Source organism: Litoribrevibacter euphylliae, from assembly GCF_042646085.1.
Lineage (GTDB): Bacteria > Pseudomonadota > Gammaproteobacteria > Pseudomonadales > Litoribrevibacteraceae > Litoribrevibacter > Litoribrevibacter euphylliae.
Map to the genome: position 1 here is coordinate 939,407 of NZ_JBHRSZ010000004.1, position 25,148 is coordinate 964,554.

Below are 25,148 nucleotides of genomic sequence, written 5' to 3' on the forward strand. Positions count from 1 at the left end.
TAGTGCTAAGGGCTGGCTTATGCTTTGGCTGGTACAAGTCCAGGAACCATAGCTGCTGTTTGAGTAACCAGAGATGCATCTTTCTTAGGATATGCCAAGCTATAACATACTAAGACTGACAATACAGTCAGTAGTGAGAGCATCGCCAACGCAGTGGTAATCCCTGTAAGGCTTACCATGGTAGAGATTACGATTGCTCCAATACTGCCTCCCACAGTCCCCAGAGTATTCCAAATACTGAATACTTTACCGCTGTTGGTGCTGCTGATATCCATTTGAATACTCGCAGTTAGAGGGATGTGGACGATACTGGCTGATACACCGATTAGTGCAGCAGCGAAGACGCTTACATAAGTGGCCATGTCGCCTTCGAATCGGTTGAAACATAAGCCGAGAATAACGATGGCCAATAGTGCATCTCCTATGAAAGACAGACGCAAAGAGCGAGAAACTTTTAGACGGGCAATGATCAGGGAACTGATGAATTCACCAAGTCCGGTTGCAATGATCAATGTGCTGTAAACGTTAGCGGGCAAGTTTAAGGCTTCAACGGTATACAGAGGCAATCCCACCTGGGTCATGCCTCTCCAAACCAAAGAGTAAACCAGAAAGCATATAACTCTGATCAGTAACGGGCGTTGTTTAGCCAGCTCAGCAAAACCTCCAAGTACGTCTGCAAGGATAGGTCCGGCAGTGGTAACACCATTTGTGCTGCTACTTTTACTTTTGATAAGAAACAGAACTAAACCCGCGATCGCAAATACACCGGCGCAAAGCAAATAGCTGTAGGCGGAGAAAAATGACATGCCATCCAGAAGCCCTGCCAAGAATGCGCCCACAAAGAACGAAGGCCACAACACACTTTGTGTCATGCCGTTAGCCAGACAAAGTTCAGAGTGGTCTAGGAACTCGGGAACAATCGCTTTCCCTGCAGGTTTAGAAAATGCAGAGGTTAAAGTTACCAGTGAGGCGAGAAAGGTTAGGTTGATTAAATTCAGAAAGTCACACCAGGTGAGTATTCCGATCAACGCAATGCCTGATGTTCGAGCTAAGTCACTCAGTAACATAATGGTGCGACGATTGTATTGATCTGCAATGACACCACCATAGAGCCCCAGAAGCCCGCGAGGTAATGCGATACAAGATACAATAAGGCCCAGCTCGGTTGCGGTAGCGTTAAGTTTTAGAGCACTGAAGGTGACCAGAAGTCCAAGAAGCCCATCACCAAGGTTTATCAAAATCTGGTTAGACAGGTAAGCGGTAAAGCTTAGGTTTTTTAACAGAGGCCAATAGCCAGAAGATGCAGTAGTTGCATGATTATTATTGTTGTTTTGGTCGCATGTAACCGTATTGCCCATGGGAAATGCCCTCATTGTTTGCTTTAAACGAGTGCCGGTCCGTTGAGACAAAAAGTGACGCTTTTAAATGAGCCTTGAAAGACGATGCGTAGGTATCGCCATACTGCCGATAGATGGCTTTCTTTTCGGTATTTCAGGTTCCCTAAGAGCAACTTCTTTAGTGCTACTTTTGGGGGCAGTTGCTATTTTAGAAACAGGCAAACTCCCCCTAGCTATGTCTGTATGACCAGCTATCACTCTGATCCGGTAGCCCAGGAAAGGCTGACCTGTCCAAGCTTCGGGTCAGGGAAATTCTTGGATTCTTCTACTTTTAATATGGCTCAGTTGATAAGAAGATCAATTAATGGCAGTGCCCAAGTGACATGTATCAGTTGACCAATGGATAAACGGTTGATGGCGTAAGGCAGGAAAGGGCAATCTCTTCAACTTGGGTGCGCAATTTTCTGGTGTAGGCTCAACCAATAAACAAAGCGTCGTTTTTCAAGTGTTCTATCGGGCACCATAAATTAGACGTTGAAGTCTGAAAGCTTCGTAGTAATTTTTCGGAAGGATACCTAAGATAGGTGCCTCAAATTTTGTGTATGAGTGTTAATTCATGATTATTGGTTCATCGTCAGCCAGAGTAACTGTTCTTATTTTGCATGACTTACCGGAGGGGACTGAGAAATCAGAAGGATGTATTCACCCTTTAACTCTGGAGTGGCGAGAGTTAATTAATAAGATCGGTGGCAATAACTGGCGAAAGATTTTTAACACCTACGCAAAACTGTGTCATTTATTGGGTTTGGATCATAAGTCCCTTGAGACATGGCAAGACTATCGAGATAACTACCTTCTAGGCTCAGAGGGAGCATTTCAGTTGCTTTGCTTTGGCAATAAAGACGAGCTTAGGAAACAAGCCGATCTCTTGTCTGAAGAGGTGTTGGTTTTGATAACGGGTAAGAAGTGTGCGGAGGCAATAGGCGTAAGTGAGCGCCTTCATTGGTTAGATCAGAGCTTTGCTCAAGTCATCGGCAGAAATTGGCTGGTCTGTCCGTATTTTGATTATCGTCAGCTGTCGAATATTAAGATTGCGCAACTCGTCGAGCTGATTCATGAACGAATCAGCTCTGAATGAGTGAGTAAATAGATTAACTGCCGTTAACGATAACGCGAATGGCTTCCAGTTTTATCTGACAGCCTTGGATGGCTTCCAGACACGCTTCCTTCTGAGTAGCCAATGCATCGATTTCTTCCTGACGAATGTTAGGGTTGATGCTCTTGAGTGACGTTAAACGATTGATTTCGAGATCCAGTGCTTGCGTTGCTTTTTGCTGTGCTTCACTAATGATGCCAGAAAGTTTTTTCTTGGCTTGAGATTCCGCTACCTGGAACACTTTATAGATTAAGTCTTTTTGGGACTTAATCACTTCATGGCGAAGTGCCTTACTGATTTTCTGGCGGTGCTCGTGAATGTGTTGATCGGTCAGATACTGAGTGAAATCTTTATTGTCATGAGACACAACATGACGAATCACCGAAGTAGGCATGAAGCGATAGCATTGGCTGGCTTTTGAGGCCTGAACAATCGGGGAGTGTAATGTCTCTATGTATAGGGTACCTGCAGGAAGCCTTTGATCTTTAATCAGGGTAAATGCGGCATTCCCATAGTGATGATCCAACACCAGATCCATCACGCCAGTCACCATTGGGTGTTCCCACGTTAAGAACTGGAAGTCTTCTCGTTCTAGCGCGCGTTCACGGTCATAGGTGACGGTGGTTGCTTCGTCTGTAACTCCAGGGAAGTGGTCCGTCAGCATTTGTTCGCCAGCTTGAATAACCCAAGTGTTTTCTGAATGCCTTTCTCTGTCTACACCAAAGCAGTTAAACGCCGTGTCCATGAATTTTTTAGGATCATCGAATTCGAAGTCTTCAATCTCATGAACGATGTTAAGTGCAGCGATTGGCTGACAAGAGTTTAATTCCAACAGGCGATCACGGCCGTTTTCAATTTTAGCTTTGAGTTCGGCGTTATCTTTAGCTGTCTCATTCACCAGATTATCGATTTGTGCGCTATCTATAGAGATAATGCATTGATTCAACTCTTCCTGATATTTTTGAATCAGCGCATCACCCGTAGCGCACGCTTGAGAGAATGCACTTAGGCCTTCGTCATACCAACGTTTGTAGATTTCTTGAACTGTACCGGTGAAGAATGGCACATGAATTTTGATGTCTTCGGTTTGACCAATACGATCCAGACGACCGATACGTTGTTCCAACAAGTCAGGGTGTGATGGCAGGTCAAACATCACAATATGATGAGCGAACTGGAAGTTACGGCCTTCACTGCCGATTTCTGAACAGATAAGAAGCTGCGCGCCTTCTTCCAAATCAGCAAAGTAGGCCGCTGATCTGTCCTGTTCGATGATGGTCATGCCTTCGTGGAACGCTGTTGTTTTTAGGCCTTCTCTTAGGCGTAAATGATCTTCAAGTGCAAGCGCTGTTTCTGCATTTTGGCAGATGACTAATAGCTTATCTTTGAGTTCTTTGTACAGAGCAACCAGATAATCAACACGTGGGTCAATTTCAGCCCATTGATCCGATTCTAATTCAGTTTCAGGTGTTAATTTGAACGTTGAATAGAGCCCAGGTTTTTCCAGCGCTTTCTCTACCAAGACCCGTTGCGGGAAGCCTTTAATCGCTGATCGTGTGTTTCGGAAGAGAACACGACCAGTACCGTGATGATCAATCAAGTGATTAATTAGCTTCTCTTTGTTGTCGGAGCTTTGCTGCTCGCGCATCGCATCAACTAGATCGGCAAGGATTTGATCGTCTGACATGGCTTGAATCTTATCGAGACTCTCTGCAGAGACTTCAGACGCATCAATTAGCTCGTTGATTGACGATGATACTTCAAAATAGCGTTCCTCTTGAGTCTTAAACTGCTCAAGGCTATCGAATCTTTGAGGGTCGAGAAGGTGCAAACGTGCGTAGTGACCTTCAAGCCCTAGCTGTTCAGGCGTTGCCGTTAACAGCAGTAAGCCAGCTGATTTTTGGGATAGTTTCTGAACATGTTCATATTCAGGACTAACTTCTGTTTCCGACCAGTGTAGGTGGTGTGCTTCGTCGACAACCATCAAATCCCAGTCAGCAGACAATGCCGATTCCAAAATCGCTTCGTCATGCCATAGTTTGTTGGAGATAAGTACTAACTGGTTTTGTTCAAAGGCATCGGCTTCAAGTGCGCGTTCTTTGTCATAGACACTGAAATGCAAGTTGAACTTTCTAAGCATCTCAACCAGCCACTGATGAACCAAGGTATCAGGAACCGAGATTAGAACGCGACCCGCACGACCTGTCATAAGCTGCTGATGGATAATCAAACCCGCTTCGATGGTCTTACCCAGTCCAACTTCATCCGCTAATAACACGCGTGGAGCAGGGCGCTTAGCTACATTGTTTGCGATGAAGTACTGGTGTGGTGTAAGCGATATTCGTGGTCCCATCAAGCCATAATATGGGGCTTGCTCAAGGCGTTCACGCTCTAACAAGCTGCGATATCTCAAATGGAACCATTGGCTTCCGTCGATATTACCCGCAGCAAGGCGTTCCCATGGCGCATTTAATGCTACCTGGTCTCCGATCTCAAGTTCTGGCATTGGACGAGTCTCGCCAGACGCATCTTCGACAAAATAGATGTAAACGCCATTATTATCGGTGAGATCCAAAACCTTGTATTCATTGCTATCACGATCGGTAATGACATCACCGATTTTATAGGAAATTCGGGAAAGTGGAGCGTTATTGGACGCGTAGGTTCTACGTTCTTCAGCGGCGGGGAAAAAGATCTCGACCATTCGATGATCTACTTGAGTAATGATTCCTAAACCTAACTCAAGCTCCGTGGTGCTCAAATAGCGTTGACCGACTGAAAAACTCATAAAAACCTCATGCACACATAAAAATCAGGCGCGCCATTGTAACGACTCACTGAATGATATCAATCTCACTTTGTAATCATTTCATTACCATCTGAGAAATAATCAGTGGAAAACTAACTTTAGAAGATATATTTTCAAAGTTAAGCGGAAAGCTAGGGTTATTTTGATCTTTCGGATGATCTGTTGTTCTTACTTTACTAATCATGGCTTTTTGCTCGTTTTTTCCTCACTCGCTATTGGAGCTTCTGCTTGCTAATTCATCTGACTCGTAGCTTATTGCCATTTTTAAATGATCAAGTTGCGCGAAAATACTCTGCACCTGAAGCCATCAGAAAACGTAGCCAGGAGCAAAACAGTATTTGGCAATGGCATGCTCATCGTTTCCCGTATGCAAATTCTTGTTGCGTATTGCTTTGTCATGATGACACAGGTTACATCTTGTCTTTTCCTGGGGTGGACGCGTCTGAGTATGAGTTCTTTCCTGATATGGTTCGGGAAAACCTGATGGCTTCAGTTGAAGATCTTGGTTTTTCATCATCGGAAGCCCGTCAATTGCTGCTTCAATCCGGCCCTGTGGTGTTTGATGATCAATCCAATAACAAAACAAAAGAGATGTTGAGTGTTGCTTGGCAGGACTTGCACAATCTTCTGGAAGATCGTCCTAATCTGTTGATGTGGAATCCGTTGAGATTGAATGAAATGATCAATCAGAGAATCATAAAAAAGGGCGGCCAATGGTGCCGCCCTGATGATTTATTTAGTGAACTAATTGCTAGTAATCTATTTTCTTCCGATAAATAGTATTACTTGGACGCAACTTGTTCGAACAAGTGAAGATACTTGTCGTAGCCTTTTTCAGCCATCTCTTCTACTGGGATGAATTTCAAAGATGCAGAATTGATGCAGTATCTAAGGCCTGTAGGTTTAGGGCCATCTTCGAAGACATGCCCCAGATGTGAATCGCCAAATTTGCTTCGAACCTCTGTCCGAGGAAACACTAATTTGAAGTCTGTTTTCTCTACAATGAAATCAGAATCGATAGGCTCGTAAAAGCTTGGCCAGCCTGTGCCAGATTTGTATTTGGTAGTTGATGAGAAGAGAGGTTCGCCTGAGACGATATCAACATAGATACCGGCGGCTTTGTTATCCCAGTATTCGTTCTGAAATGGGCGCTCTGTGCCTTCTTCCTGTGTCACTTCATACTGTAATGGGGTTAGCTGCTGTTTGAGGATGTCATCTGATGGCTTGCTGTAGTTTCTAGTGGTTGGAGCGCTGGCTCCTTGCTTCATGGCTGCAACATCAGCAACTGTTTTCGGATTATCTTTGCGATCTTCGCCCCATACTGTATCCAAAAACTGATCGCGACCTGAGCGATAACGGTAGTAGTTGTATCTAATCGGGTTCTTCTTGTAGTAGTTCTGATGATAATCTTCTGCAGGCCAGAACTTAGTGAACTCGATGAGTTCAGTGTCTACTGGTTTGCTGTAGACCATGGTGCTTTCAAGAAGCTGAATAGAGGTTTTTGCTTGTTCGAGCTGAGTTTTATCGTGATAGAAGATCGCAGGTCGATACTGAGGGCCGCGATCAACAAACGAACCTTTCGAATCTGTAGGATCAATATGACGCCAGAAATGGTCGAGGACTTGAGAGTAGTTTACTTTTGTTGGGTCGTAGGTCACCTGGATGACTTCAATATGACCGCTCTTTCCTGAGGATACTTGCTTGTAGGTCGGATTTTCGATGTGACCGCCTGAATAACCAGAAACAACATCGATAACGCCAGGCAGCTTTTCTAAATCGGATTCCGTGCACCAGAAACAGCCACCAGCTAAGGTTGCTACTTTATAGCCGGAAACATTAGATGCTTGATTCGGGTTTGCAGATTGGTTTGGATTCTCGGAAGAAAGAACCCATAAAGGAATTGCTAAAAGAAATGTGGCGAATACAGCCAACCGTTTTTTCATTTTCCGCTCCTGTCCCACCCTAAAGAGGCGAATGTTATAAATATGCTAAGTATGTTTTTATAACAATTAGGACAAGAGTCTTAGAAAAAGGTTGCAGCCAATTTAAATGATCACAAGGAGCTTGGTTACATTATGTGGTTAAGCAGTCGCTATACTGGTTCTATTGATGGTTGTTCTACTGAAGAAACTCAGCGCGAGTGGTAGCGTTTGATTTGAACGCGCCGCCTAAAGAGGTTGTGACGGTTGAGGAATTTACATCTCTTACGCCGCGTGCTTTTACACAGTAGTGAGTTGCACTGATTGTTACCGCAACATTCTCTGTTTCTAGAAGTGCTTGTAGGGCAATTAGAACCTGTTGAGTTAGACGCTCCTGAACTTGAGGGCGTTGAGCGAAGAATTGTACGATTCGATTGATTTTAGAAAGGCCGATGATTTTATCTTTAGGGATGTAAGCCACTTTTGCTGTCCCATCGATAACAACAAAGTGGTGTTCGCACGTTGAAGTTAGGCTGATGTCCTGAACCTTAATCATTTCATCAACGGACATTTTGTTCTCGATTAAAGCCATTTTAGGAAACGCTGAATAATCTAACCCAGAAAATATTTCCTCAACGTACATCTTGGCGATTCTGTGCGGTGTTTCCGCCAGACTATCATCGGTAAGATCCAAACCAAGCGTGCCAACCACTTCGGTCATCAGGCCTTTAATGCGCTCATACTTCTGCTCATTGCTGAGCCCTGTTTCAACAAGAGGCGTTTCCAAGCCTTTTTCTACGAGTGCTTTTCTGACACTTCTTGCTTCTTCAGACAACATAAGAGCTCCAAATAACCGACTCAATCAGTCGAAAATAATAATAGTTCGTACTAGGGCGGCAACTTTAACAAATTTCTCACAAAATTCTAATAATTCTGACAAATATCCTAGGCTATCTCATACGAAAGACAAATTGAGCAGAAGCTTTTAGAACAAAGAGCGCAATTTAAGGTGTGTTACGCTCTTTTCTATGGGGAATTATTTAGGTTGAGTTGCCTGAAACGATGGTCGTTGGCTAAGCCCTTCACAATATCTGGAGAGCTCTGGGTACTCGGTTTGCCATTGATGTTCTGAAAGTCGGAAGGAGTACCATTCCATAAGACAGATGATAGCGATATCACCTAAGCTAAAGTTGTTGTGACATACATAATCTTTACCTGCGACTTGCTGATTCAGATAATGGAAGCCTTTTTGGATTTTTCCTTGTTGTCTCTCAATCCAGGTTGAGCTTTGTAATTCTGAAGGGCGTTTTCGCTCAAGAAATATAGCAATCGCTGCTTCGCAAATACCATCTGCCATCGCTTCTGCATGTTTGACTTCAACTGCTGCCAACCTTTCATCGGGAATCAGTTTTCGCTTTGATACCTTTGTTTCCAGATATTCAGCAATTACCGCTGAATCAATCCATGTTTTACCTTCGTCAACCAGTGCAGGGACTTTTCCGAGCGGGTTGTAATCACCCACGTCAGTATCCGCTTCCCAAGGGATGGATTCGTGAAGCTTGTATTTAAGCTGCTTTTCTTCTAATACGACTCGTATTTTTCGGGCAAATGGGCTGGTGAGAGATGCAATCAGTTCCATGGCTTTATCCTTAGCTTGGTCTATCTATTTATTGTTCCAAATTTTAGCAACGGCCCGTTCGTTTCCTAGCGCACCAACAATTAAGCCGACTCCACCTACGCATCCGAAAACGATTACGGGTATGTAATAGCCGGGGTCAGCCTCTGCAGGGATTAAATAACAGACCAAGGTTGCAAGCGCTAAAAATACCGCGCTGACAAAGATTAGAATCTTGCGATTGAGTGGTTTGTAGGAAAATGGCTCATCACCACGTTCAAACGGTGACAAAACCGGATTAAAGAGTCGTCTTAATAGTGTTTTCATAGGCGTTCAGGAATGAATTCTTGGCTGAGTCTTAAGTCAAGTGATGATTGTTACTGGGGAAATCCCTTTCTTCAAGTACTTTTACTTGGATCGACTCTTTAACTTTCTTTGATTGATATGACGATTCTAACTATCTGATATGAATAACTTTCTCGAAGGTTTGAATGAATGCTCTATTAGAATTGCTGTCAATTATGCAGTGAACATATGTGAGTTTGATGGTTTACATAAGAATCAATGAATAGATTACATGGATTACTGAGTAAATTGTCAGCAATAGAACTGGGAAGTTACTAAAGTTTACACAGCGCTTAGAGCGGTAGTATGAGTCGAGATAAAGTAATTGCTCTATTTTATCTTGTCTGGAAGCCAGGTTTTTATTGGGTTTAAAAGAATTTTTTAGTGTAAATACTCTAAGTGTTCACAAGGTCAAATTTCTAGTGATTGTCGTAACTTTGTCATTGAATAGCTACATTTGAAGTGGTTTTATTTACGAAAAGTTACAAAAAGATCATTGGACGAACTGAAAAGAATTTTTTAGAAGCTTAAAGGGAAATAATAATGGGAACTCAAGATACGGTGATTAATCAGCAATTGGCTGGTAAACATATCTTAATAACGGGGTGTACTGGTTTTCTGGGGAAAGTACTGCTAGAAAAACTGTTACGCACGAATCCGGACATTGGCGGAATTCATCTGCTTGTTCGTGGTAGTAAAAAGTACGCTTCAATTCGTGAGCGTTTTGAAGCAGAAATCCAAAGTTCTACTGTTTTTAATCATATGCGTTCTCAAGACGCTGCTGCATTTGATGAACTATGTGATGAAAAAGTCCATGTTGTTGCAGGTGAAATCACTCAGCCAAAATTCGGTATGAATGATGATGATTTCCTAGCCCTAGCTGATAAGCTAGACATGATTGTTAATTCTGCTGCAAGTGTGAACTTCCGTGAAGAATTGGATAAAGCGCTTACTATTAATACCCTTTGTCTACACAACTTACTTGAATTGTCAGAAGCAGGGGATATTCCTGTCGTTCAAATATCTACCTGTTATGTTCACGGTTTCAATACGGGCGATATTTATGAAGAAACTAAGCCGCCAGCAGGTCTTCCGTTCCCTAGAAATGAAATGGGTCAATATCTGATTCATGACGTTGTTCAGAAACTGAAGAAGAAAATCTCCAAAGTTAAAGAAAAAGCTAAGTCGAAAGAGCAGCTGTCTAAAATGCTGGTTGACCTTGGTATCGAAGAAGCACACAAGTACGGCTGGAATGATACCTACACATTCACTAAGTGGATGGGTGAGCAGCTTCTTATGGAGAAACTGTACAACAAGTCATTATCCATTGTTCGCCCAGCGATTATTGAGAGTACGGTTTTAGGACCTCAACCTGGCTGGATCGAAGGGGTAAAAGTGGCAGATGCGATTATCTTTGCTTATGCTCGTGGCAAGATCGCTATGTTCCCTGGTGATTCTAACGCTGTAATCGATATTATTCCGGCAGATTTGGTAGCAAACTCTATTGTGTTGGCCATGGCTAAAACCTTTAAGTCTCCAAACCAGTGCAATATTTATCAAAGCTGCAGCAGTGGTTCAAACCCTGCTCGTATTGGTCAGTTGCGTGACTACATGGTGGACGAAGGGACTGCGAACTTTGAGGCCTATCCGAAACTGTTCCGTGGTAAGCGTCCTGCAGATTATTTCCCATTGGCTCCGCAAGCGGCATTTGATAACGCAATGAAAGCTGTGCAGATGCCTTTGGACTTTGCTCAGCGCGCAAGATCAATCCTAGGTCTTCATGATGAAAAGTGGGGCTTCCATAAGAACATTGATACTGCAGCAAAACTGTCAACGGTATTTGCTTTCTACTCTCAGCCTAAATACAGATTCCATAACGGTAAGTTACTTGCACTTGCGGAAGAGTTGGGTGTTGCAGATAACCAAGATTACGCGGTAGACCCTAAGATCATCGATTGGAAACAGTATTTCAGTAAAACCCATCTTGCAGGTTTAGAAAAATACGCACTGATCGACAAAAAACAAGGCGATAGCACAGAAAAGCCTCAAACTGCTCAAGTTAAGAGCATTAGTAAGGCGAAGTCATCATCTTCAAAGGCTGGTGTTAAAGCCGCAAGCTAGGGAATCTCTGAACAAGTCCGCTCTAGCTCAGCGGGTGCTAGAAAAGTGTTAGAACAAGGCGGACTTCGTAGAGAATGTCTAGACCTTTTCAAGAAGTTCAACGCAGTTATAGCACTTTTAAAGCCCCGCCCCTTGGGGTCTTAAGAGAAATGCCTCTTTTTTGTTGCTGTTTTTTGACGTAACCCGTTATGCCTTCAAAACCGCGCCTCAAATAGTCATTTCTCTTATAGGCCTGAGCAGAGTGAGACTTATTCAGAGGTTCCCAGGTTTGCTGTAGCCTTTATCTACTTATAAGCCCTGGTGAACCACCAGGGCTTTTTCGTTTCTGGGAAGTTGAATTCTTAAGGCTGATTTTAGATCAAAGTCATTAAAGAGGTTCAAATTCTGTCGATTTGGTTTTATCCTCAGCCCCTGAAATTATTGTGATTATTTGATGCGCATTTTGTGATGCACGGTTTGTAGAAACGTTATTTGGTGAAATATGTCCGGATCATTAAAAGATCAATTATTGAAAGCTGGATTGGTCTCTGAGAAGCAAGTAAAAAAAGCGAAGAAAGATACTTATCAAAAGCATAAAGAGGCACGTCATGGCGGTGCAGAGGTGGTTGATGACGCTAAATTAGCGGCAGAACAAGCTAAACAGGCCAAAGCAGAGAAAGATAAAGAGCTTAATGCTCAGCAGAAAGAAAAAGCAGAACGTAAAGCGATTGCGGCACAAATCAAACAAATGACGCTGGCAAACGCAATTGCGAAAAGCCCAGAAGGAACGGCCTACAATTTTCCTGATGGTAAGAAGGTAAAAACTATTTACCTGTCGGATGCGGTAATCGAGCAGTTAAGTAAAGGTCGTCTATGTATTGTGAAGCTTGGCGATCAATATGAAGTGGTTCCTGCGCCGGTAGCGGAGAAAATTGCACAGCGTGATGAAACGCGAGTCATTGTGCAAAACGATAAGCAAGCGCTGACGGAAGATGAAGAGGATTGGTACGCGGATTATCAGATTCCTGACGATCTGATGTGGTAATTATTAGAAAATACTGAAACAAAAAAGGAGTGCAATGCACTCCTTTTTTGTTAATGTACTTTGCGGTTATTTTCGTTTAAGAAACGCACCGCATTCGGCGTGATCAGTATAAGGAAACTGATCAAACATGGCCATGCGCTCAATTTGATGGGTCTTTGAAAGCGCTTCTAAGTCTCGTTGAAGCGTTTCCGGATTGCATGAAATATAGATAATGTGATCGTAATTGCTGACAAGCGCACGGGTTCCATCGTCCAAGCCTGCTCTGGGTGGGTCGACAAATACGCTGGCGAAGTTATAGGTTTCAAGTTCTTCTTGAGGCAGTCGACGCGTTTCTTTGGTTTTATTGTTAACCTCGGTGAATTCTTCACTCGATAAGCGGGCCACTCGAATATTCTCACAACCGTTTTTCTCAATATTGTATTCGGCTGCTCGTACACTGGTTTTTGAAATTTCTGTCGCAAGCACTTTATTGGCGAATTTGCTCAGCGGTAAAGTGAAATTTCCATTACCACAGTAAAGTTCCAGCAAATCACCATCAATGCCTTTGGCTCGATCACAGGCCCACATAATCATTTCCTGATTCACTTCTGCATTTGGCTGAGTGAACCCACCTTCAATTTGTTTGTAGGTGAAATTCTGATCGAAGATGGTCAGTTCTTCTTCTACATAATCCTGTGTTAAGACCAAGTGTTGCTTACGAGCTCGGCCGATCACCATGACATTTAAAAGTTGTTCCAGCTTTTTAGCTTCTTCTTGCCAAGCTTCATCAAGTTGACGATGGTAAATGAGCGTCACTAATTTCTGGCCAGAAAGTGTGGTTAGAAACTCCACTTGGAACAACTTCTTGCGAAGCGTTTGATTGTCTCGTACTGCATCTAGCAGAGCTGGCATTAACGATTGAATTTGTTGGTCCGCAATCAGAAACTCATCTACTCGGTACGGCTTTTTAGGTTCGCCTTTTTTGTACATGACGTAGTACAAATCATCGCCTTGGTGCCATACCTTGAACTCTGCACGCATTCTGAAACCGGTTGGTTTTGAAGAAATAATGTCGAACTCACCTTGATAAAGATCGTTAAACATTTCACGAACTGTTTTGGACTTTTCTTCGAGTAGGGCGTCGTAGTTTTCGGGAGCCACAGCTGATGTCGGCATAGATTGTTCCTGATTTGGCAGCGAATAAATTCAATAAAGAACCCAAGCTGGGTGATCGCAGATTTTATGAGGCGTGCTATTATACGCGGCTTTATTGCTTACTCAACGCTTACCCAAGCTATTTTAGTACCAGTCATCTAAAGGAATTCACTATGTTTACCGGAATTGTAGCCAATAAGTTTTCTGTCGTTGAAATCCGTGAACAAGATCAGCTGCGCCGAATTGTCGTGGAGTTGACCGAGGCCTTGGTGGAAGGGTTAAAAATTGGTGCCAGTGTGGCCAATAACGGTGTTTGTTTAACCGTGGTCGAGATCGACGAAGTTAAGGTGCATTTTGATGTAATCGATGAGACGTTACGCCTTACTAATTTAGGAAGCTTGGACGTTGGAAGTAAAGTGAATATTGAGCGTGCTGCCGCTTATGGCGATGAAATTGGCGGTCATGTGGTTTCCGGGCATATCTGCGATACGGTTGAAATTGCACGCATTGAAGCAACCGAGACGAATACCGCAATTTATTTACAAGCTGATCCGAAGTGGAGTAAGTATTTGATGCCTAAAGGGTTTGTTTCGTTGGATGGCTGTAGCCTCACCATTGGAGAAAAGGTTGATCAAGGTCGTTTCTCCATTCATCTGATTCCCGAAACCCTTAATGTGACGACGTTTGGTGATGCTCAGGTTGGAGATAAGATTAACCTCGAGATCGATCCTTCCACACAGACCATTGTTGATACGGTTGAGCGATACCTTTCAGAACGTTCTAGTTAGATTTTTCAATTAAAGGATAAGAAGTTAACAAGGAGATTATTATGCCTTCAATTCAGACGGGTGTTCAAAAGTCGGCCAAGAAACTTAATCATCGGGAATTAACTAACTCAGGCTTTTGGGTTGGCCACATTTTAATGATTATTGCGACGATCGCGGGTGTGTACCTGGCAGCACAAGCTGGCTTGCAACAAGCGATTATCTTTGATGATGTGACCTCTAAACAGAATAATTATTATCTCCGTGCATCTTTGTATGAAGAGGTCAGCGATAACATCCGAATTCTCCGCGAGTATGATAAGGCTTATTTAAGCCGTGGGGTGCCTGCAAAGATTATTCGTGATAACTCGCCAAAGGTCAGTCGCTATGTTTGGGAAACCATGAAGTATTCTCAAGCCACATTAGAAACACCGAGTTTCTTTCTTGGCGAGATTCGTCGTTTCTATGTTCAGGTAGACGATATAATCGAGAAACGAGAAGCCTTCACTTATGGGCCAGCCCATGCCAGTAAACTCATGAATGAAGTTGTTGATCGAATGGAGAAGGTGGTTCTGCCAAAGCTTTTAACAAATGCTCAAGATCTTGCTGCTTATCTGGAAGAATATGATGTGGTTGTCGAAAGCATTAGTTCAACGCAATCAGATTCTTCTCTTCAAGACGAGGCTTCGAAGTGAGTTCTAAGAATTGCCCTCACTGTCGTTATGAGCGCTTGCAAGTAACGCATTATCACGATGAAGAGTTGGATGTCTGTCGTCAATGTGCAGGGGTTTGGTTTGAGCACGGTGAGCTCAATAGCATCATCTCAAAAGTGGATAATGGAGAAGACGACTCTGACTTTGAAGGGTTGCTAGGAAAAGATCTCGGCCCAACAGCGCTATCATGTCCTGGATGTGACGCGAAGCTTCATCGCTTTCAGTTGCTCAATGACTATGATGTTGAAGTAGATCTGTGTCACCAATGTGATGGGGTTTGGGTCGATTATGATGAACTTGAAAAGGTAGAGCATTCACCAAGGATTCATCAAGCCTTATCTAATCTTAATCAAAAACTCTCGATTAAGACTTGGTTGTTTCAACTATTGATTAAGTTCCCGGTGGAGTACAACCTCAAACCTCATCGTGTACCTGTCGTGACTTGGGTTTTGGTAGTTTTGAACTGTTTGATCTATGCCATTTACGGGTTTCAACCAGGTTTAGCTGCCGGGATATTCGAAAACTTTGCCAGTCGACCTGCGGACTTAGCCCAAGGTCAAGAGTTATGGACACTGTTAACCGCGACTTTTCTACATGGTGACTTTATGCACCTGTTTGGCAATATGTACTTTCTGGTTGTGATTGGTGACAACTTGGAAGATGTATTGGGTCGTTGGCGATTTCTCTTGCTTTACCTCTTAAGTGGCATCAGTGCAAGTATTATTAGTGTTGCGATGAACTGGGGAAGCCCGATTCCAAGTGTCGGTGCCAGTGGTGCAATTGCTGCATTGTTTGGGATGTATATTGTATGGTTCCGCTTTGCCAGCCTGACCTTTATGTTCGTTGTGTTCCAGAAGAAGTTGTCAGCTGTTTGGTATTTCGCTATCTGGTTGGCACTGGACAATATTTTTGTGATGTTGATTGGAGGTCGAGGTGTAGATTACTGGGCGCACATCGGTGGTTTTGTTGTCGGACTAGGGCTTGGTGTGTTTCTTAAAACATTTGTATATAGGAATAACCCCGTAGTGCGCTTTTTGGCCGAAGAAAGCGTTAAGGTTCGGCGGTAACAATGGGGTAATTAAGGGCAGGTGGCATTGATGTGGTCTCAAAAAGAAATCAAACTGTCAGCAAAATCAAGAGGATTTCATTTAGTAACTGACGAGATTGTAAAGTCTATTCAGAATGAAATAGGCAGCTATCAGATTGGTCTTTTGAATCTCTTTATTCAGCATACTTCGGCTTCGCTGACCATTAATGAGAATTGTGATCCGAGTGTCCGTTCCGATATGGAAAAGCATTTTAATGTCATGGTTCCTGAAAATGCGCCTTACTATGAACATACATACGAAGGTGCCGATGATATGCCAGCGCATCTTAAAACGGTGTTGGTCGGGCCTTCGCTAATAATTCCTATTACGTCAGGGCGATTAGCTCTTGGGACTTGGCAAGGGATTTATCTTGGTGAGCATCGAGATCATGGAGGATCGCGGCGGATTATTGCCACAGTTCAAGGGCAATAACTCTGTGAACTGCTGAATAAATCACGATTTAAAACTTTTCGTTTTTTGTAATGACTAAGAAGAGAAGCTAATTTTATTTTAAGTCATTTAAAACAATAGGGAAGTTTATGTATCAAAACACGCCTTCAAAGAAAGTCCTGTTCTTATGTGTAGAAAATTCCTGCCGAAGCCAAATTGCAGAGGCCTTTGCAAAGCAGCTATTGTCGGAGATGTGTGAGTCTTTTAGTAGTGGTTCAAAACCATCAGGTATTGTCAATCCAAAAGCCATCGAATCCATGCATCGGGTAGGTTACGACCTAAGTCTTCATTCTTCAAAAAAAGTGGCTGAGTTACCAACGGCGGAGTTTGATTTAGCCATTACTATGGGATGTGGTGATTATTGCCCTGAGATAGATGCAAAAGAGTTTATGGATTGGGAAATTCCAGACCCTAAGCACCTTGAATCTGAGCAATTTGATGTGATTAGAGATCAAATTAAAGCGAAGGTCGAAGGACTTAAACAAATGCTTTGCTAGAGTTGATACTATTTATATCTGATATTCTCTAAATCCAATACACACACTTAAGCAGGGCAGTGTATTGGATTAATGAAGAGAGCTAGTTTGTTTTGCAATACTCTGGGTTTCAGGAATTAAGTCACTTTCTGCATGTCGCTCTCGTAATTCATATACACGATTCATTGCAGAAATGAGTTCTAACAGTTTTCTAAAATCCGATGCTTTCTTGAGTGAGCTTTCCATTTTCTATCTTCCTGCTTGTGATCAAAACTTAAACAAAATCTTAGCTGGAAAAATGAGTCAGCAACAACCAAAATAGCCTCTAATCGTCAAAAACTTACAGGGATTTCATTTATGTCGGTCAAAGGTATTAAAAGCATCGCAATTATTGGTACTGGTGCAGTTGGAGGGTATTACGGTGCCAAGCTGGCTGCTGCTGGAAATGAAGTTCATTTTTTGGCTAGATCCGATGCAGATGTTATTCAAAAAGATGGTTTAATCGTCGAGTCCTTGAAAACAAATGACATCCATCTTGATGATGTGAATGTTTATAGTTCTGCTGCGCAAATGCCCGTTTGTGATCTCGTGCTTATTACACTTAAAACTACCGCTAACCAAGCGTTAAGTGCCATGTTGGATTCCGTTGTGGGAGACAGTACGGTCATTTGTTCATTGCAAAATGGCTATGGGTTGGAGTCTGATTTGCAAACTCAATTCCCGAATAATCCTATTCTTGGTGGCTTATGTTTTATTTGTTCTCAAAAGATTAGGCCAGGCGTGATTCAGCACCAGGACTTTGGCAGTATCCGATTTGCTGCTGAGCCTTCAGCCAAGGATGTATTGACGCTTATTTCAGAGCTATTCACAGCTGCTAATATTCCAACCCAAACGACTGATTCATTAGCGCAGGCTCGTTGGGAAAAACTGGTCTGGAATGTCCCTTTTAATGGTCTGTCAGTGATTCTTGATGCAACAACCAAGGAGATGCTGGATGACAGCAAAAGTCGGGCATTGATCAAAGATATTATGCTTGAGGTGATTCGTGCTGCTAAGGCGTATGGTTGCACTTTGGATGAGAGTTTTGCGGATAAACTTATGAATTTGACGGATGATATGTCGCCGTATTTTCCGAGTATGAAAGGCGATTTCGATAACTGTCGTCCTATGGAGCTATATGCCATTTATGAGACAGTTCTCGAGGCGGCTGGAAAAGTGCAGGTACCAATGCCAAAGACTCGAATGTTGAGTCAGTTATTATCTTTCATGGATCATGGATAGAGCCTTCAGTTGAAGGCTCTTCTGAGTTTGTTTCAGATGGTGCTTAGTGAGCGGGCTTATGTACTAAGGTGTCAGCACTGGTAGTGCTGGTTGATGCTTCTTTGATGTGCTTCTTCGATATGGCGCTGCTGCCAATGGAAATGTGAGAGGACGTAATCATTTCCTCATCTATATCGTCTTCGCATTTGTAGACAGGTCTCATGTCGTGATCCGCGACTTCTTGATCCGAGGTATGAATGGCACCCGTTGGCTTTTTCTTAGAATCCATAATTTCTGAGAACATCATGTAGCGAGCCTTCATGTAGGCATCTGCTTGTTCTTCAAACGGAGAACGGTAGGGTGTAAGCACCAAATCGAACACCATGAACATACAACCAATGGATGCCCAAGCAATAAAAATGCTTTCACTGGTGGCAGCTTGGAGGTTCGGTGATTGGGCAAGGAAGCTAGTAAACAATTCGATTAACTGTTGGGAAAACACCACTAAATTGAAGTGAGAGAGTAGCAGTGGTATCCATACTGCAAGGAAAATAGGGAAGAAACCAAAAGACCATAGGAGTTTTCTAAGAATATAAACAGCAATACGCTTTCTGTTTTCTTTTCTTAATTCTCTATCATGCTTTAAATCAGCCATGTAACTTTCGCGGAGTTTCCAATAGTCGTTCAGGTATTCTTCATTTGTTATGTCTTTCGGTTTCATCCAACAACCTCATTTCCTAACAGTCAATTTGAGTCATTAACAGATCGCTAGGGAACCTATAAAGTCCCTCGTCCATGCATTAGCAGATCGTTTAGCTCACAACAGCGTTGTACTCATTTGGGGCATCTGATAGAGTCCATGCACTGTTACTTTAACAGTAAAAAACGACACAGAGCTCTCAAAACAACACGTAGATTTAAAGTATATTTCCGATTACTCCGCAAAGATATGATCTTTTTGTCATTATTTTTTTCTAATCTTTCGTTTTAATATCGGTCTGCGGATTTTTCGACGACGGACAGTTTATGGATACAGCTGACTCAACCTTACTTCCTTCTGTAACGCCAACGTTACTGACAGGCCAGGATAGATTGCCATATAGCTTTGCTAAAAAGCATGGCGTTGTCTTGCAGATGAAGGAAAATGAAACGCCAATTTTATACATCAAGAATGAAACGCCACTGTCAGCTTTCACTGAAGTTCAACGCATCTTAAATTGCTCTTTTGACGTTTCTGAAGTATCAAACGATGAGTTTGAAAATTTGCTGGCTGAGCAGTATCAGAATCAATCCAGTGACGCCATGCAAATGGTTGAAGGCATTGGCGATGATATGAATTTGGAGTCATTGGCTGATTCGGTACCGGAGAGTGAAGACCTTCTCGAGCAAGAAGATGACGCGCCGATCATTCGTTTAATTAACGCGATTTTAACTGAAGCAATTAAAGAAAATGCCTCGGATATTCATATCGAAACCTTCGAGCGCAGCCTGACGGTTCGCTTCCGAATCGATGGGGTTTTGAGGGAAATTGTTCAGCCTAAACGTCAATTAGCGCCATTGTTGGTCTCCCGTATTAAGGTAATGGCAAAACTGGATATCGCTGAGAAACGAATTCCACAAGATGGTCGTATTTCATTGAGAATCGCGGGTCGGGAAGTGGACGTTCGTGTATCTACTATGCCCGCATCAAACGGCGAGCGAGTGGTGCTTCGTTTATTGGATAAGAACGCAACGCGCCTTGATCTGTCGCACTTGGGAATGGTCGATCGTGATTTCAAACTGATGAGGGGGTTAGTTAACAAACCTCACGGTATTATTCTTGTTACAGGTCCAACCGGTTCTGGTAAAACAACCACTCTTTATGCTGCGCTGTCTGATATTAATGATCAGAGTCGAAACATTCTTACGGTTGAAGATCCTATCGAGTATAACTTGCCAGGCATTGGTCAAACGCAAGTAAATACAAAAGTAGATATGACGTTTGCTCGTGGCTTACGAGCCATTCTTCGTCAAGACCCTGATGTGGTGATGATTGGTGAGATTCGTGACCGGGAAACGGCTGAAATTGCAGTGCAAGCTTCCTTAACTGGTCACTTGGTTTTATCAACGTTGCATACTAATACGGCCGTTGGTGCCGTGACGCGTTTGCAAGATATGGGCGTTGAACCATTCTTGATTTCAAGTAGTTTGTTAGGTGTGCTAGCCCAGCGTTTGGTTCGTACGCTTTGTAGTAGTTGTAAAGAACCGTATCAGGCAGATAATGCAACGAGAGAACTACTTGGCTTGCCTGAAACTACTGCGGAACCAGTAACCTTGTACCGTCCTACAGGATGCGATCATTGTAATCACAGTGGCTACCGAGGCCGTCAAGGTATCTACGAACTGATTCATATCGACGAGCATTTACGAAATCAGATTCATTCCTGTGTTGGTGAGCAGGAAATGAGCAATTATGCGAGAACGTTAACGCCAAGTATTCGTCAAGATGGCATGGAAAAAGTACTTCAAGGCATCACAACAGTTGAAGAAGTGCTTCGTGTAACCAGAGAAGATTAGGTTTAAGTTCCATGGCAGCATTCGATTACATTGCATTAGATAACCACGGCAAGGAAAAGAAAGGCGTTATCGAAGGTGACAGCCCTCGCCAAATACGCCAAGCCTTGCGTGATAAAGGTTTTACGCCGTTAAGCGTTGAACAGGCAAAAGAAAAGAAGTCGGTAGGCAATCTTTCGTTGTCATTCAGTGGGCGTGGCAACATTTCTACGCCAGATCTTTCATTGCTTACACGTCAAATGGCAACTCTGGTTCAATCCGGCTTGCCTCTTGAAGAAGTTTTGCAAGCAGTGGCGAATCAAAGCCCGAAAGCAAGCATCAAATCCATGATGCTTGCCATTCGTTCTAAGGTGCTAGAAGGGCACAGCTTGGCTAACGCGTTGGGTGAATATCCTGGCGCTTTTCCAAAACTATATCGTTCTACCGTAGCTGCAGGTGAGCATTCAGGGCATCTTGATTCTGTGTTAGAAAGTTTGGCAGATTATGTTGAACGCCAGCAGATGGCAGTTAGAAAAATCAAAATGGCAGCAATTTACCCTGTTATTTTGAGTTTAGTTGCCGTAGGTGTTGTAGTATTCCTCCTCACAACGGTTGTGCCGGATATTGTTGAAGTATTCGATACTTCAAAACAAGAACTCCCGCCTTTGACCAGTGGTTTAATCGTTGTCAGCGACTGGGTGATGAATTATGGCCAGTACCTGGCATTGAGTATCATATTGTTTGTTGTGTTTATTAAGTTTCAGATGACTCGAAGCGAAGGCTTTGAGCGCAAAGTGCATCAACTGTTATTGAAGCTTCCGCTTATCAGTCGTATCGTACAAGGTGCTGATATTTCACGTTTCACCAGTACGCTTAGTATTTTGACATCCAGCGGTGTACCACTGGTTGAGTCTTTATCGATAAGCTCAGAAGTTATGCAAAACAGGGTGTTACGTGAAGCTATTAATGTTACTTCTGAGAAAGTTCGTGAAGGTTCAAGCCTGAAAAAAGCATTGGAACAAACAGGTAAGTTTCCACCTCTAATGCTCTATATGGTCGCCAGTGGTGAAACGTCTGGTGAACTAGAAAACATGTTGAAGCGAACGGCTGAACAACAGGAGCGAGAGCTTGAGTCGTTAATTTCTACCTTGGTAGGGCTGTTTGAACCTCTCATGCTCCTCTTTATGGGCGGTATTGTGATGGTTATCGTAATGGCTATTATGATGCCGTTAATGTCAATGAATACGCTTGTTAATTAAACCTATAAGTAATTAATAAAATTTAGAAGGACTTTTTATGACTCGTCTTGGTAACCACAAAAAGCAATCAGGCTTTACTCTTATCGAAATTCTTGTGGTCCTAGTGATTCTTGCAACTTTGATTGCGGCAGTTGCGCCTAATATCCTTGGCCGAAGTGATGAAGCACGTGTAACCGTTGCAAAGTCGGATTTGAAAGCCATCTCTAATGCCTTGGATCTTTATAAGTTGGATAACTTTACTTATCCGACCACAGAGCAAGGTCTTGAAGCTCTGGTAACAAAACCAACAGGTTTCCCAGAGCCAAAGAACTGGAATAAAGACGGTTATCTTCCAAAACTTCCAAAAGACCCTTGGGGTAACCAATATCAGTACATCAGCCCAGCAGACGAGAAACCGTTTGATGTCTTCACTTTTGGCTCTGATAGTCGAGAAGGTGGTGATGATCATGCCGCTGATCTGAGTGTTTGGGACGAGTAAGTTTCGTTTTTGTTCTGAGTTGCTCGGATTGATAGGCACACACCATCAGATGAACAAAGCTCGTGGCTTTACGCTGATTGAATTACTGGTTGTTATGGTTTTGATTGCGGCACTTTTTAGTGCCGTAAACATTACTACAGGCACTAAAAATTCAAAGCGTGATTTGATAGAAGAAGGAAAGCGTATACAGGCTCTGTTTACCGAAGCCAGTCAACACGCCATTCTATATAACCAAGAAATTGGTTGGTATTTCGACAAAGAAAACTACTCCTTTCTGAGCTACGACTTTGATGATAACAAGTGGGCTCAGCTCAATCAGAGAATGTTCAAGTCAAGACCGGTTAATTATGAAATTGAATTGACTGAGCTTGATGGTGTTCCAATTGCTGAGCGCCTGAACGACATATATAAAAATCCTTCATCTCCAGAGGATAACGATGCGCTTGTTCCGTCAATTGTGTTTCTCTCCAGTGGTGAATATTCCAGTTTTGAAATGGTACTATTTGAAGAGTCAGATTCGGATTGGCAGATTAAAATAGTGTCTGATGGCTTTGCTGAGGCAGAGTTGGTTTTACCCTTCGATTTGGAGGACATTGAATGATGCTCAAGTCAATGTCTTTTTCGAAAATAACTTCTACCTCTGCGTTTCGTGGCTTTACGTTAATTGAAGTCATGATTGCTCTGATTATTTTCTCTGTGATTGCTGTATCTGTGGGGCGATCTGCTTCCATTTATATCAATAATGCGGCCAGGTTAAATTTAAAAACAGAAGCGCTGATTATTGCCGAGCAAGAGATGAATACTTTCATTATGGAACCAGGCTTTCCGGCCTCTAAGACAACGACCTACGATTTGGAGATGGGTGAAAAGACCTGGAGTATCACAAGAAAAGTTACTTCTCTTGCTGCAATTACATATATTAAAGAAATTGAAATATCAGTTGCCGAAAAAGGGGAGTTGTTTGGTAAGGATTATCCTGTTATTACGCTGAAAGGGTATAAAGGAAAGTATTGATGAATATTCAGCGTGGCGGTGGGTTTACTTTACTTGAGGTGTTATTGGCTATCGGTATTACGGCGTTGATAGGAATTTCCTCATATACCTTGTTAAGTCAAACCATTAGGACGCGCGATCATTTGTCTGGACAAGCAGATGAATTAAGACGTTTTCAGTTAGCGACAACCATCATTCAACAAGATTTGAGACAAATTTCCGCTAGAGTTATTCGTGACCAGTTTGGTGATTATCAACCTTCTTTGAGGCTCGGTGGTTACAGTCTTTATGGTGATGTTGAATTCACAAAGAGTGGTTTATCTAACCCATTAAAAAACCGTCTGTCGAATTATCAGCGGGTGGCGTATCAGATAAAAGATGATCAATTGGTTCGATACATATGGCCGGTCTTAGATCAGGCTCCAGATACTGTGCCAAGGGAGCAGATACTATTAGAAAACATCGCTCAGATGGAAGTTAAGGTTTTGGATTCTAAAGAGTGGAAAACTGAGTGGTTCCCTGATCCTTCTAATACCCCGCCTGCGGATCTAATAAGGTTGCCAGAAGCCATCACAATTGAAATAACAACAAACTCTGAGCAAGTACATCGCTGGTTAGAGCAGATTGTGAGTTACTGATGAGTATGCCTTCAATTCGACATCAACAAGGTTTAGCGCTCGTTTCCGTGTTGTTTATCACGGCTCTGGTGGTGGCCTTAATTACCGCAATTTCTCATCGCCAGTGGCTTGATATTCAGTTAACCAGTAATTTAGTGTTTCGAACGCAAGCCTTCCATTATGTTAAATCGGCAGAGCTTCTTGCGACTCAGGGTTTGTATCTAGACTGGGATATTGCCCAGAAGAGCAATGAACCATTGGTTGATGACTATAAAGAACAGACCTTTACTCACAAATTATTATTTCCAATTGAAAATAATCAAGGTGCAGTTGAGGCTGAGTTATTTGATTTGCAAGGCCTGTTTAACTTGAATGGCTTAGTTGATTCTAATAATAAAGTGATTCCTGCAAAGCTTGAACAGTTAAAACGGCTGATTGCTCAAGTTGCTACCAATAATAATCTACAAATTCCTTCAGATATTGCCGAGTCCATGGCGGATTGGATTGATGAAGATAATTCGCCAACGGGGCTTGGGCATGAAGAAGGGGATTATCTTGTTTATTCTCCTGCCTATCGAACACCCAACTATTTTTTCTCAAGTGTCGATGAACTAATGTTGATGGAAGGTATTCAAAAAGAACCTGTTCTCTTTGATGTTCTGTCTCCTTTCTTTTCTGCGTTGCCTGAGCGAGCTACTCAGTTAAACGTAAATACAATTCCTCGAGAAGTTATTCTTTCACTGGATTCAAAAATTACAGAATCTGATGTAGATACTTTGATTGCTGATCGAGAAAAGTTAGATGAAGGCTACAAAGATGTTAATACGTTTCTTCAGCATCAGGCATTTGCCGGCGTAACAGGAAATTTAGATGCAAATGATTTTACCGTAGCAACCAGCTTCTTTTTATTGAAAAGTCGAGTGTTTTTAGGGGATCGCGTCGTACAAGCCTATAGTGTACTATTTCGTGATCCTGCGGATGGAAAAACTCGTGTTATAAGTCGAGATTTAAGTAAGAGATATATACCAGACCCTAATAAACCGCTCTTTACATTTTAA

At 42.6% G+C, this 25,148-nt stretch carries 26 protein-coding genes; 17 read left to right on the forward strand and 9 right to left on the reverse strand.

What is annotated here, in order from left to right:
* Positions 1–17: 17 nt before the first annotated feature.
* Positions 18–1,358, reverse strand: a complete 1,341-nt coding sequence (locus ACFOEK_RS11800) for an MFS transporter (RefSeq protein WP_386720989.1) — start codon at positions 1,356–1,358, stop codon at positions 18–20.
* A gap of 595 nt (positions 1,359–1,953) precedes the next feature.
* On the opposite strand from ACFOEK_RS11800, the gene ACFOEK_RS11805 reads away from it, so the two are divergent.
* A complete protein-coding gene (locus ACFOEK_RS11805; RefSeq protein WP_386720992.1) occupies positions 1,954–2,475 on the forward strand; it encodes a DUF6942 family protein in 522 nt (173 codons plus the stop codon).
* A gap of 13 nt (positions 2,476–2,488) precedes the next feature.
* Here the strand turns inward: ACFOEK_RS11805 and rapA are convergent, their stop codons facing one another.
* Complete coding sequence (rapA, locus tag ACFOEK_RS11810) at positions 2,489–5,281, reverse strand: RNA polymerase-associated protein RapA (protein WP_386720995.1); 2,793 nt, start codon at positions 5,279–5,281, stop codon at positions 2,489–2,491.
* A gap of 249 nt (positions 5,282–5,530) precedes the next feature.
* Between rapA and ACFOEK_RS11815 the strand changes: the two genes are divergently transcribed.
* The gene (locus tag ACFOEK_RS11815; RefSeq protein WP_386720998.1) at positions 5,531–6,082 is read left to right on the forward strand and encodes a DUF6933 domain-containing protein; all 552 of its coding nucleotides are present in this window, start codon (positions 5,531–5,533) and stop codon (positions 6,080–6,082) included.
* Positions 6,083–6,084: 2 nt separating this feature from the next.
* On the opposite strand, the gene msrB is transcribed toward ACFOEK_RS11815, so the two are convergent.
* From msrB to ACFOEK_RS11835, 4 genes are all read right to left on the reverse strand, one after another.
* Positions 6,085–7,245: a peptide-methionine (R)-S-oxide reductase MsrB gene (gene msrB, locus ACFOEK_RS11820; RefSeq protein ID WP_386721000.1), complete on the reverse strand. Its 1,161-nt coding sequence runs from the start codon at positions 7,243–7,245 to the stop codon at positions 6,085–6,087.
* A 175-nt stretch (positions 7,246–7,420) separates the two neighbouring features.
* Positions 7,421–8,059, reverse strand: a complete 639-nt coding sequence (gene folE, locus ACFOEK_RS11825) for a GTP cyclohydrolase I FolE (protein ID WP_386721003.1) — start codon at positions 8,057–8,059, stop codon at positions 7,421–7,423.
* Between the two features lie 198 nt (positions 8,060–8,257).
* Positions 8,258–8,860 carry a glutathione S-transferase N-terminal domain-containing protein gene (locus ACFOEK_RS11830; RefSeq protein ID WP_386721006.1) on the reverse strand — a complete coding sequence of 201 codons (603 nt, stop codon included), beginning with the start codon at positions 8,858–8,860 and terminating at the stop codon, positions 8,258–8,260.
* Between the two features lie 24 nt (positions 8,861–8,884).
* Positions 8,885–9,163, reverse strand: a complete 279-nt coding sequence (locus ACFOEK_RS11835; RefSeq protein ID WP_386721009.1) for a hypothetical protein — start codon at positions 9,161–9,163, stop codon at positions 8,885–8,887.
* 561 nt (positions 9,164–9,724) lie between these two features.
* Between ACFOEK_RS11835 and ACFOEK_RS11840 the strand changes: the two genes are divergently transcribed.
* Both ACFOEK_RS11840 and ACFOEK_RS11845 read left to right on the forward strand, forming a co-directional pair.
* Positions 9,725–11,302 (forward strand): SDR family oxidoreductase, encoded by a 1,578-nt coding sequence (locus ACFOEK_RS11840; RefSeq protein WP_386721012.1) that lies wholly within the window; start codon positions 9,725–9,727, stop codon positions 11,300–11,302.
* 481 nt (positions 11,303–11,783) lie between these two features.
* Entirely contained in the window at positions 11,784–12,326 is a 543-nt protein-coding gene (locus ACFOEK_RS11845) for a DUF2058 domain-containing protein (RefSeq protein WP_386721015.1), read from the forward strand.
* A 66-nt stretch (positions 12,327–12,392) separates the two neighbouring features.
* On the opposite strand, the gene trmA is transcribed toward ACFOEK_RS11845, so the two are convergent.
* Positions 12,393–13,481: a tRNA (uridine(54)-C5)-methyltransferase TrmA gene (gene trmA / locus ACFOEK_RS11850; protein WP_386721018.1), complete on the reverse strand. Its 1,089-nt coding sequence runs from the start codon at positions 13,479–13,481 to the stop codon at positions 12,393–12,395.
* Positions 13,482–13,633: 152 nt separating this feature from the next.
* On the opposite strand from trmA, the gene ACFOEK_RS11855 reads away from it, so the two are divergent.
* The 5 genes from ACFOEK_RS11855 (at position 13,634) to ACFOEK_RS11875 (ending at position 16,972) form a co-directional block, all read left to right on the forward strand.
* Positions 13,634–14,248, forward strand: coding sequence for a riboflavin synthase subunit alpha (locus tag ACFOEK_RS11855; protein WP_386721021.1), 615 nt, complete (start codon positions 13,634–13,636; stop codon positions 14,246–14,248).
* 41 nt (positions 14,249–14,289) lie between these two features.
* Complete coding sequence (locus tag ACFOEK_RS11860; protein ID WP_386721023.1) at positions 14,290–14,919, forward strand: hypothetical protein; 630 nt, start codon at positions 14,290–14,292, stop codon at positions 14,917–14,919.
* Positions 14,916–16,004 (forward strand): rhomboid family intramembrane serine protease, encoded by a 1,089-nt coding sequence (locus tag ACFOEK_RS11865; protein ID WP_386721026.1) that lies wholly within the window; start codon positions 14,916–14,918, stop codon positions 16,002–16,004. Before ACFOEK_RS11860 ends, ACFOEK_RS11865 begins: the two co-directional genes overlap by 4 nt.
* Before the next feature lie 30 nt (positions 16,005–16,034).
* A complete protein-coding gene (locus tag ACFOEK_RS11870; RefSeq protein WP_386721029.1) occupies positions 16,035–16,457 on the forward strand; it encodes a secondary thiamine-phosphate synthase enzyme YjbQ in 423 nt (140 codons plus the stop codon).
* 107 nt (positions 16,458–16,564) lie between these two features.
* Positions 16,565–16,972, forward strand: coding sequence for an arsenate reductase ArsC (locus tag ACFOEK_RS11875; protein WP_386721032.1), 408 nt, complete (start codon positions 16,565–16,567; stop codon positions 16,970–16,972).
* Positions 16,973–17,041: 69 nt separating this feature from the next.
* Here the strand turns inward: ACFOEK_RS11875 and ACFOEK_RS11880 are convergent, their stop codons facing one another.
* Positions 17,042–17,197 (reverse strand): hypothetical protein, encoded by a 156-nt coding sequence (locus tag ACFOEK_RS11880; RefSeq protein WP_386721034.1) that lies wholly within the window; start codon positions 17,195–17,197, stop codon positions 17,042–17,044.
* Between the two features lie 111 nt (positions 17,198–17,308).
* Here ACFOEK_RS11880 and ACFOEK_RS11885 point away from each other — a divergent pair, with 111 nt between their 5' ends.
* The gene (locus ACFOEK_RS11885; protein WP_386721036.1) at positions 17,309–18,232 is read left to right on the forward strand and encodes a putative 2-dehydropantoate 2-reductase; all 924 of its coding nucleotides are present in this window, start codon (positions 17,309–17,311) and stop codon (positions 18,230–18,232) included.
* Between the two features lie 43 nt (positions 18,233–18,275).
* On the opposite strand, the gene ACFOEK_RS11890 is transcribed toward ACFOEK_RS11885, so the two are convergent.
* Complete coding sequence (locus ACFOEK_RS11890; protein ID WP_386721039.1) at positions 18,276–18,932, reverse strand: hypothetical protein; 657 nt, start codon at positions 18,930–18,932, stop codon at positions 18,276–18,278.
* A gap of 305 nt (positions 18,933–19,237) precedes the next feature.
* Here ACFOEK_RS11890 and gspE point away from each other — a divergent pair, with 305 nt between their 5' ends.
* The 7 genes from gspE to gspK are packed head-to-tail and all read left to right on the forward strand — an operon-like array spanning position 19,238 to position 25,148.
* Positions 19,238–20,767: a type II secretion system ATPase GspE gene (gspE, locus tag ACFOEK_RS11895; protein ID WP_386721042.1), complete on the forward strand. Its 1,530-nt coding sequence runs from the start codon at positions 19,238–19,240 to the stop codon at positions 20,765–20,767.
* Positions 20,768–20,778: 11 nt separating this feature from the next.
* On the forward strand, positions 20,779–22,002 hold the full coding sequence (gspF, locus tag ACFOEK_RS11900; protein WP_386721045.1) for a type II secretion system inner membrane protein GspF: 1,224 nt from the start codon (positions 20,779–20,781) through the stop codon (positions 22,000–22,002).
* Between the two features lie 37 nt (positions 22,003–22,039).
* Positions 22,040–22,480 carry a type II secretion system major pseudopilin GspG gene (gene gspG, locus ACFOEK_RS11905; protein WP_386721048.1) on the forward strand — a complete coding sequence of 147 codons (441 nt, stop codon included), beginning with the start codon at positions 22,040–22,042 and terminating at the stop codon, positions 22,478–22,480.
* A 49-nt stretch (positions 22,481–22,529) separates the two neighbouring features.
* Complete coding sequence (gspH, locus tag ACFOEK_RS11910) at positions 22,530–23,081, forward strand: type II secretion system minor pseudopilin GspH (RefSeq protein WP_386721051.1); 552 nt, start codon at positions 22,530–22,532, stop codon at positions 23,079–23,081.
* Entirely contained in the window at positions 23,078–23,494 is a 417-nt protein-coding gene (gene gspI, locus ACFOEK_RS11915; protein WP_386721054.1) for a type II secretion system minor pseudopilin GspI, read from the forward strand. Before gspH ends, gspI begins: the two co-directional genes overlap by 4 nt.
* The gene (gspJ, locus tag ACFOEK_RS11920) at positions 23,494–24,111 is read left to right on the forward strand and encodes a type II secretion system minor pseudopilin GspJ (protein WP_386721057.1); all 618 of its coding nucleotides are present in this window, start codon (positions 23,494–23,496) and stop codon (positions 24,109–24,111) included. Before gspI ends, gspJ begins: the two co-directional genes overlap by 1 nt.
* Positions 24,111–25,148, forward strand: a complete 1,038-nt coding sequence (gene gspK, locus ACFOEK_RS11925; protein WP_386721059.1) for a type II secretion system minor pseudopilin GspK — start codon at positions 24,111–24,113, stop codon at positions 25,146–25,148. Before gspJ ends, gspK begins: the two co-directional genes overlap by 1 nt.